Genomic DNA, 9,448 nt, shown 5'->3' with positions numbered 1-9,448 from the left:
TCGGATGGCGGTGATTTTTATTATGCCGGTCTTCAGTCTATTGCGGATTACGCCTCCGCCTCACTGCGTCATTATGTCGTTGTCCAGGAATTGACCCGGAAGCCCGCCTCCTTTGCTGCCTCGATCAAGGCTTGCCGGGCGCGCGCATCTTCACGATGGTTGCAATCAGGTTGATGCCCGACAATGTCGTGCCGACACCGGCCACCTGTAGTGCCCAGATATAATAATCGACACCGGTCGCCGGGCTATAGTCGATCCCGGAAAGCGGCGGATAGGCGAGCCAGCCTGTCTGGGCGAATTCGCCGAGGAACAGCGAGGCCATCACCAGCACCGCGCCGCCCGTGGTCATCCAGAACGAGAAATTGTTCAGGAAGGGGAAGCTGACGTCACGGGCGCCGATCTGCAGCGGGACGATATAGTTCATCAAACCGGTGATAAACGGCATCGCCACGAAGAAGATCATGATCACGCCGTGGGCGGTGAACACCTGATCATAGTGATGAGCGTTGAGATAACCCTCGGAGCCGTTGAAGGCGAGCGCCTGCTGGAGGCGCATCATGACTGCGTCGGCAAAACCGCGCAGGAACATGATGAGGCCGAGCACCATGTACATGATGCCGATCTTCTTGTGGTCCACACTGGTGAACCATTCCTTCCAGAGATAACCCCAGAGCTTGAAATAGGTCAGCGTCGCCACGACGGCCGCGCCGCCCAGCACCACCGCGCAGAATGTCGCGACGACGATGGGTTCATGCCATGGGAAACTGTCCCATGTCAGACGACCGAAGATCATCTGTGCTGTTGTCATTGTGCCAGTCATGGTTCTCACCGATGCTGCGCGTGCGCGTCAGCGCCGCTATGAGAGGAGTGATCGGCCGAAGCTTTTTCTGCACCAGGCGCGTCGGGGGCGGTTTCCTTGCCCTCGTTGCGGTCGGTCTGGTCGATCACATGGCTGTTGGGGAAGTCGTACTGGAGACCCTCGGTCTCTTTTGCCGATTCCTTGCCCGCGCCGCCCATCTGGTTGATGTGCATCAGCTCGCCCATGCAGCGCTGGCCGTCCTTGGGGCAGAGGTTGACGACGGCATCGAACAGCTTGGGATCGGTGGCGGTGAAATAGGCGACGGGCGCCTTCTCGCTCGGCTTGGCGAGCGCCAGATAGACGTTGCGGTCCAGTGCGGTGCTGCTGGTCTTCACCTTGGCGACCCAAGCGTCGAAGCCGGCCTGGTCCAGCGCCTTGTAGCCGAAGCGCATGTGGCTGAAGCCGGCGCCCGAATAGTTGGCGGAGAAGCCGGTTCCGGTGACAGGCTTATTGGCCACGGCGTGGAGCTGCGTCTTCATCCCCGGCATGGCGTAGATCTGGCCGGCGAGTTCGGGGACATAGAAGCTGTTCATCACCGTCGACGCAGTGATGTCGAAGCGAACCGGAACATTGGTCGGCAGCGCCATTTCATTGACGGTCGCGATGCCGAGTTCGGGATAGATGAAGAGCCACTTCCAGTCGAGCGCGACGACCTGAACGGTCAGCGGCTTGACCTTCGGGTCGATCGCGGTCTTCGCGTCGATCCGGTCGAGCGGACGATAGGGGTCCAGCTTGTGCGTGCTCACCCAGGTCAGGGCGCCCAGGCAGATGATGATCAGCAGCGGCGCCGACCAGATCAGCAGTTCCAGCTTGGTGCTATGATCCCAGTCAGGGTCATAGTCCTTCTCGACCGCCTTGTTCGCGGCGCGATAACGCCATGCGAACCAGGCGACAAGCACCATGACGGGGATGACGATCAGGAGCATCAGCGCGGTCGAGATCAGGATCAGATCGCGCTGCTGCACCGCAATATCGCCCGACGGGTTCATCACGACCCAGTTGCAGCCCGCCAGCGGCGCCGCAAGGATCGGAGCGGACCAGCGCAAGAGCCTGATCCAGTTGGGTGAGTGAGGGTGTGACATGGCGCGCGCCTAACCTTTCCACAGGGAGTCGGATAGTGGGCAATTTGTCCAATTGTGTGCGGACGCAAAAAATATAGGCAATGTGGGATACTGCTTAGACTCTGCGGGTTTTCTGTTATGTTGCCATTCTCTGGCCGTCGGAAGACCCGCAACAGGCGCCGCCGGCCCAGCAAGGGAGCGGATGCCTATGACTTCACAGGCCATTGCCTTCACCTCAACGCCACTTGAGGATGATGCGCGCAGGATCAACGCGCGCGGAGACCACAAGATCGCGCCGGGTGACATTTCCATTGGTGTGATCATCGGTCGCACCTCCGAATTTTTCGATTTCTTCGTCTACGCGATTGCGTCGGTCATCGTGTTCCCGAGTCTGGTCTTCCCCTATGTGGATGCGTTGACCGGTACCCTCTATTCCTTCGCGATTTTCGCCGTGGCCTTCATTACCCGGCCGATCGGTTCGCTGATCTTCATGGCGGTCGACAGGCGGTATGGACGCGGCACGAAATTGACTGCCGCGCTGTTCCTGCTGGGCGGGTCGACCGCGTCGATCGCCTTCATGCCCGGTTATGCGACGATTGGCCACTATGCTGCGGTCGTTCTGGTCATTTTGCGCGCCGCACAGGGCATTGCGCTCGGTGGAACGTGGGACGGTCTGGCCTCACTGCTGTCGCTGAATGCGCCGCAGCACCAGCGCGGCTGGTATGCGATGGTGCCGCAGCTTGGAGCGCCGTTGGCGCTGCTGGTTGCGAGCGGACTGTTCGCCTTCTTCCTGCTCACCTTGTCGCGGGCGGATTTCCTCGACTGGGGCTGGCGTTATCCTTTCTTCGTGGCCTTCGCGATCAACGTCGTGGCCCTGTTCGCCCGTCTCCGCATTGTCGTCACGACCGAGTTCGAGCGGCTGTTCGAGCAGAAGGATCTGCAACCCTCCGAAGTTCTGCCGACCATCAAGGCCGAAGGCCGCAACATCGTTCTGGGCGCCTTTGCCCCGCTGGCCAGCTTTGCGCTGTTCCACATGGTGACGGTGTTCCCGCTCAGTTGGGTCGCGCTTTATACCGACCAGCCAATCGAACGCTTCCTGATCATCGAGATGATTGGTGCATCGGTGGGGCTGCTTGCCATCGTCGTGTCTGGCTTCATCGCCGATCAGATCGGTCGTCGCTCGCTGCTCGGTTGGTCGGCCGGCGGCATCGCGATCTTCAGCGTCATGGCCCCGTTGCTGCTGAATGGCGGGGATCTGGGCGAAGTCGCCTTCATGATCCTTGGATTCATGCTACTGGGCCTGGCGTTTGGTCAGTCGTCGGGCGTGGTCGCCTCCAACTTCGCGACGGAAGCGCGCTATACGAGTTCGGCCCTGACGTCCGACCTTGCCTGGCTGGTCGGCGCCGGCTTCGCGCCACTGGTTGCGCTGCTGCTGTCGGTGAAGTTCGGCCTCGCCGCTTCGGGCATCTACCTGCTCTCGGGCGCGGTGGCGACGATGGTGGCGCTCTACATCAACAAGGAACTGGCCGGTCGCGACCGCTAGATTGCAGCCCGCATCCGCCGAAGCGCCTTTCGATCGAACCATCCGGTAAGACCGGGGCGCGGACGGAAGCGGGGAAGCCATTCGCCATAGAGGCTCGCAAGACGCGCGGGGAGCCCATCCGGTCCCTCGCGCGTCATGATGTCGGACACGATCCGGTTCTGAAAGAAACGGATGGAATAGTTGGTCATCCGCTTATATTGCATCTGCCAGGTGGACGGCCGGAACAGGCTCACCTGTTCGGCGAGAAACCCAGCGCCCTCGCAGGCCGATATCCGCTCAAGCGCCCAGTCCTCGTCAGAATTGAGATTCGTTAGCGCCCAGGCCGCTACCATGCCGTCATCGCCGATCAAGTCGTCGGGTAGGCGCAGGCCCCGTGCGTGGACGGCATGCACGAAGCGCCCCTGTAAGGCATAGAGGTCGCCGAACAATCCTCGCTCGACCCGCAGCCCTTCCCGATAAGTCGCAGCTTTTCTGCCGTTCATCGGCATGCCGGCAGCGGCATTGGCGTGCGGGTTGGAAGTCAGTTCGGTGACCAGCGCATCAAACGACCCGGCGGTGACTTGCGCGTCACCATCCATGAAGATCACGACATCTTCCGCGCCTGTCAGCAGGTCATGAACCATGTGGTTCCAAGTACGTGACTTGCCGCCCTGCACGATATCATGGATGATCATGTTCGTACGATCGCCCACCACTTGTCGCGCCCGCTCGACGGTTGCGTCAGTAGTGCCGTTCACCAGCAGATGGAATGATGTGTCCGGCCGATCAAGCGGCAGTGAAGCGAGGCAAGCGGCGATTCGACGCTCCTCCTGATGTGCGAATATGGCAACGGCGACAGTCATGTCGTCAACGGAAATCCCAGCCCTGCTGGCCATGCTGCGCCGCGTCCAGACCTTCGGTTTCGACCTGAGGGCTGACGCGCATCGGGATCACGACGGACACGATCAGGGCAGCGATCGCGCTGCCGACCATCGCCCATAGGCCGACGATGACCAATCCTATCCCCTGACCCGCCAGCGCGCCGCCAAGGGTGATGCTTGGATCGAAGCCAACGCCGCCAAGAAGAGGCAGCGCGAAGACCGGGAGAAGAAGTGCTCCGGTCGCGCCGCCCAGACCATGAATGACGAAGATGTTCGCGCTGTCATCGATCCGGCGGCCGACAACGCCCGTTCCCAGGCGACAGACGAGTGCGGCGATCACGCCGATCATCATCGCGCCGCCCGTGCCGACCAGCGCAGCCGATGCGGAAATGGCAGAGATACCTGCCATGGCGCCCGACAGCAGGCCGGTTGCGCTGCTCCGGCTACCCAGGATACGGTCGAGCAGCGCCCAACTGAGTGCGGCCGCGCAGCCGGCGAAATGATGGTTGAGCAGGGCCGTTGCCGCATCGTCCGTAGCGCCCAGCGCCCAACCGCCGACCAGCCCTGAAAGGCCGATCCAGAGCAAGGCGCCGCCGGCGATCGAAAGAACCGCGCTATGACCGGGGTCGCTTGGTTCGCGTCGCGTCCCGGCAATCAGCGCCAGCGCCAGAGCGGAAAATCCAGCTACCATGTGGACGACGATCGCGCCGGCGAAATCCATGACGCCAAGGTCGGCGAGCCATCCGCCGGCCCATATTGCGTGCGCGACCGGGACGTAGACGATGATCAGCCAGAGAAAAGCAAAAGGCAGGAACCAGCCGATGCGGGTGCGTTCGGCCACGGCACCCACAAGCAGGCACGCCGCAATCAGCGCAGGCCCCATCTGGAACAGAACGAAAGCCGATTCCGGCACAGTCAGCCCGTCGCGCAACAGGCTGAGATTGGCGAGCAACAAATTCGCGCCGCTGCCCAGCCATTGGTTGCCTGGCGCGTAGACCAGGCTGTAGCCAAGCAATGCCCAGCCCAGAGACACAACCGCCGCCACGCCGGCGCCCTGTGCCATCACCGACACGGCGTTTCGGACATTGACCTGTCCACTATGGCGCAGCATCAATCCCGGCAGAGCAGCGAAAAGCAGCAACAGCGCGCACAGGATCATCCACGCCGTATCGCCACTGTCGGCCGCAGCCACCTGCGCGAAAGCGGTCTGGGGAGCGGTCAGCAGCAGGCTCATGAGCAGTGTGGAAAGAAGGCGCATCGGACAATCCGGAAAATCGACGATGGCCTCTCCTAGCGCTGACGATGTGAAAAAATCGATAAGGATGCGCCCGTGACTATGCGTTGTCGCCCGTGTACGGCATTCGCGGCCACGCGGCTCAGTCAACACGCATCATGATGACCAAGGCAGGATATCATCGCGGTGACAGGCGATCAGGTCCGGCAGATAGAGGGCCGGCACATCGCTGAGTGCGAAGGAATCGAAGTAGCGATCAATCATGTCGTCAAAGTCTCTCGTCAGCGTGGCCGATACCCGCATGCGTTCGACATAGTTGGCAGGAATGAACATATAGTCGCGCGGGATGACGCAGCTCTTCTGACCGCACAGAGACGGGTTAATCGACCAGTCCTGAACATGCGACTTGATCTGTTCCGGGGTCAGGTCGTGATATGTGCTGCCGAAGCGTGAACGGGTCAAGCGTTGGTACAGTCGGCCCGTTGCCGCAGTGAATATGTCGACCGGGCGCAACCGTTCGAACGTCCTTGCCCAGTCACCTCTAATGGCATGACTGCTTTTGGTAATGAGCAAAGGGTGGACGGCGGCAGCCGGTTCTATCCAGTCGAAGACGTCAGTTATCGCGCCGAGAGTGTGGATCGCCAAGGTGGCGCTCGCCAGGTCGGCGGCCTGCCGGGCGTCGAGCGCAACACAGCGCGCGACATCGCTATCGGTCCAGACGCCTGTCACCGTGCCGATCGCCGATTGCAGCAGGTTCCCATTGGCAAGAATCCAGCTTCGCATATCGTCTTCGGACGTAGCCAGCACCGTTACGTCCAACCCGCGTGCCTCGTACGTCGCGGTCTGGATGGTCATGGCGGGTGTAGTGATTCGCAGTCGACGGCGATTGCTGTTGAAATCTTCGGTCCGGGTGATCTGATTGTCCGCGCGGTCGGCATGATACCGTCCAATCAAGGCAGGCACCATCAGGGGTGGCCAATCTTTCGTGTAGCGCAGGATCAAGTCCCAATCGACCAGCCTCCGAAGCTTTTCATCGAAGCCTCCGTGGAGCCCATAGAGGTGGCGTCGGTGCATGAAAACGTTGAGGTCTATGAAGTTGCGCTCTTCCAGTCGGCTGCGGTTGAAGGGGCAGAGCCTGATTGACTTCTGTTCTTCCTTGTTCGGACGTCCCGTCATGTCGGGGACCGTCTGATAGATGATTTGGCCGGCATAAGCGGATTGATAGCCGGGATATTGCATCATGCTGGCGGTCATGATCGCGAGATAGTCTTCATCCCACAGATTGTCGGAATCGAGATAGGCAATGATTCCGCCACTTGCGATTTCCAACGCCCGGTTGCGGGCCGCCGACACCCCAAGATTGTCGGCCGATTGGAGCAGGATGAGGCGTGGGTCGTCGAACCCGGCCACGACGGCAGCGGTATCGTCCGTGCTGCCGTCATCGACAATGATCAGTTCGAAATGGGGATAGCTCTGGTTGAGTACGGACTGGATCGACGCTGCGATCAGGTTCGCGCGGTTGAAGGCGGGCATAATGACCGACACCAGTTCGGTCGTATCGGAATGATCCGCTTGTTGTTTGAGCAGCCTTCTTTCCATTTCGAGCTGGCGCAGCAGACTCGTCGCCAATTCCGATCGGCCGGCGCCCATCCGATCCTCGCAATAGGCCCATTGCAGGAAGCTGCGCATGGAAAAATAGGGCGAAAAGCCGCGATTGTCATTGTTCACCACGATGGTCTTCTTGGCCAGGCTGTCGGCATTGTCCGTCAGGCGCAACTCGACATGCAGGCTTTCCTGCAACAAAAACCGATTATGCAATTGCAGGGTAAAGCCATGATGGCCATTGCCGATCCCTGCGCGTTTCAGATCTTCGCGCTGAATGTCGGCACCGACATTGGTTGCGACCGTTTCATTCTCAATGCTTATGTCGAGTTGCAGCTTGATGTCGGGATGGGCAAGATCGACTGCCCAACCGGTCAGCCGGCCATCGGCGACGCTTTCGATGCAGGCCTTAAAATGGGGTTTGCGCTCCTGACCGACGCCGCGGCTTGTGCTCCAGGGATCGCCCGTGATCGCATCGGACAAGGACAGGCGACGCCCATTCGCATCGGAACGTAGTTCGAATTCGTGGCGCTCCTCGCCTGTTCGGCGTGGAGGGGGCAGGGTGAAACCCGTGCCTTCACAATAACCCGCGTTGGCGACATCGGGTCGCGGAAGAGATGGCTGGACGCGGCTGTGAGGACGACCGTCCCGAAATAGCCAGGCAGACCCGGGACGCCAGTCGGATTTCCCACCCGCGCTACGTTCTGCGATCCAGCCGCACAGCAGCATGTCGTCCTTGCGATCGATCCGGCCGGCGCTTTCCTGCTCATCCTTTAGGCAGATGGCATCGATGCGGCGGCTGACGTCGACCGGACCCGAAATTCGGGCTTTGCCATCATCAATCCCAGCCTGGACGCAGCGCTCCAACAACGGAAGCATTTCGGGGTTCGACTTGGCGGTCATCTTGCGTAGCGGCTCGACATAATCGCGGTTGAGCCGGTCGGTGATCGCATCGGCATCGATCCTTACAGCCTTGCTCGCCCATTTCCGGTCGAGGAGAAAGCGGTTGCGAACGTCGTAATAAACGCGATCTATGCCGGCGAATGCAGGTGACGAGACTGGGGGAGACGCGCGCGCGACGATCGATGGTTCGATGACGAGGCTCACACCCTTGCGTCTGGCCGTCATCGTCCAGTCCAGCAGGGTATATGAAGATGCGTATTCCTCTGGAAGAAGCCCTATGTGGTCGAGTAGCGCGGTCGGAAATGACAGGATGCCATGGCCCAGCGCCTGGACAGTATAGGCTTCGCGATCGATTGACGGATCGTCCCCGGCAAGCAACGGCTCGATAGTGAGATAGCCGGCATGATCTTGGAAACTGCGATAGCCGCCATGGAGGATACGGCCATTATCACCCGTAGCGATCAGGGATATGATACCATCGTGTCGCAGTCGGCCAAGCATGTTGCGAAGGCCGGCCTCATCCAGAAACAGGTCGGGCTCGAGTAGGAGTATCTGTTCGCATTCATCTGCTCGGATCATCGACAACAAGATATTGGTCGCACCAGCCCAACTCAGCCGGGCATCGGCATAGGCCAATATGTCGACCATTGTCTGCAATCCGTAATGGGGAACGCCGTTCGCCGAATTGTCGAACAGGTAAATGTCGATGCCAGTCAGCTTTCGCAATTCGGCCAGTTGGTCGCCGATACGATCCGCGTCGCCGTCACTCACGATGCCGATGGCAATTCGACCACTGGTATCTGGCTTTCGAATGACATGAACGCTGCGCGTTGCGCGGCCGATTTGCAGCGTTTCGGTGCGTGGCGCGATTGACCGGATCAACTGGTTCCGGAAAGTCTCGCTGACATTGTCCCATGCCTGGGCGGTTGAGAGTTTGCGGCCACTGATCGAGATGGCCGCCCGCTCATCATGATCGAGGTCCAGCGCGTGGAGCAGGGCCTCAGCCAACGCGCCTGGCGTTTCCGGCTCGTAGGCTATGCCAAGCCCGACTTCATCCACCAGTGACAGGGCGGGCAGGCGCGGGGTGACGACCGGCCTGCCATAATTGGCCGCCAGCATGAGGTTGCCAGATGTCAGCACATCCCGATAGGGTAGGGCGACCACGTCCGCGGCGCCGAAAAGCAAGGGTATCTTCGTGTCCGGAACGAAGCCGTCGAGAATATGAATGCGCGGATTATTTTCCTCTATCAGTCGCGCATGGCCGGCGGAAAATCCGCCCAGAGGCTTGCCGGCGATCAGCAGATGAACCTGGTCGCGCTCTGTCTGGCTGCTGATGTCGTGAAAGGCATGGATCAGTTCATCCAGCCCTTTATAAGGACGAAGCTG

At 60.4% G+C, this 9,448-nt stretch carries 5 protein-coding genes and 1 pseudogene; 1 reads left to right on the top strand and 5 read right to left on the bottom strand.

All coding sequences use genetic code 11. The features are described 5' to 3' along the window. Window positions 1-133 precede the first annotated feature (133 nt). Together VMR39_RS07275 and cyoA are read right to left on the bottom strand one after the other, a co-directional pair. A pseudogene (locus tag VMR39_RS07275) lies at window positions 134-820 on the bottom strand (cbb3-type cytochrome c oxidase subunit I); the annotation flags it as partial. A gap of 5 nt (window positions 821-825) precedes the next feature. Then, a complete protein-coding gene (cyoA, locus tag VMR39_RS07270) occupies window positions 826-1,941 on the bottom strand; it encodes a ubiquinol oxidase subunit II (protein WP_325415308.1) in 1,116 nt (371 codons plus the stop codon). 187 nt (window positions 1,942-2,128) lie between these two features. On the opposite strand from cyoA, the gene VMR39_RS07265 reads away from it, so the two are divergent. Continuing rightward, window positions 2,129-3,463: an MFS transporter gene (locus tag VMR39_RS07265; RefSeq protein ID WP_325415307.1), complete on the top strand. Its 1,335-nt coding sequence runs from the start codon at window positions 2,129-2,131 to the stop codon at window positions 3,461-3,463. Here the strand turns inward: VMR39_RS07265 and VMR39_RS07260 are convergent. The 3 genes from VMR39_RS07260 to VMR39_RS07250 form a co-directional block, all read right to left on the bottom strand. Next, window positions 3,460-4,305 carry a glycosyltransferase family 2 protein gene (locus VMR39_RS07260; RefSeq protein ID WP_325415306.1) on the bottom strand — a complete coding sequence of 282 codons (846 nt, stop codon included), beginning with the start codon at window positions 4,303-4,305 and terminating at the stop codon, window positions 3,460-3,462. The genes VMR39_RS07265 and VMR39_RS07260 overlap by 4 nt on opposite strands. Before the next feature lie 4 nt (window positions 4,306-4,309). After that, window positions 4,310-5,581: an ammonium transporter gene (locus VMR39_RS07255; RefSeq protein ID WP_325415305.1), complete on the bottom strand. Its 1,272-nt coding sequence runs from the start codon at window positions 5,579-5,581 to the stop codon at window positions 4,310-4,312. A gap of 132 nt (window positions 5,582-5,713) precedes the next feature. Next, a partial coding sequence (locus VMR39_RS07250) for a glycosyltransferase (protein WP_325415304.1) occupies window positions 5,714-9,448 on the bottom strand: 3,735 nt, incomplete at its 5' end.

Source organism: Sphingobium sp., assembly GCF_035511395.1.
Lineage (GTDB): Bacteria > Pseudomonadota > Alphaproteobacteria > Sphingomonadales > Sphingomonadaceae > Sphingobium.
This window is presented reverse-complemented; position numbering and strand designations above follow the sequence as displayed.

Coding starts and splice junctions, on each gene's coding strand:
- VMR39_RS07260 (WP_325415306.1), bottom strand. CDS start 4,305: ATGACTGTCGCCGTTGCCATATTCGCACATCAGGAGGAGCGTCGAATC.
- VMR39_RS07265 (WP_325415307.1), top strand. CDS start 2,129: ATGACTTCACAGGCCATTGCCTTCACCTCAACGCCACTTGAGGATGAT.
- VMR39_RS07255 (WP_325415305.1), bottom strand. CDS start 5,581: ATGCGCCTTCTTTCCACACTGCTCATGAGCCTGCTGCTGACCGCTCCC.
- cyoA (WP_325415308.1), bottom strand. CDS start 1,941: ATGTCACACCCTCACTCACCCAACTGGATCAGGCTCTTGCGCTGGTCC.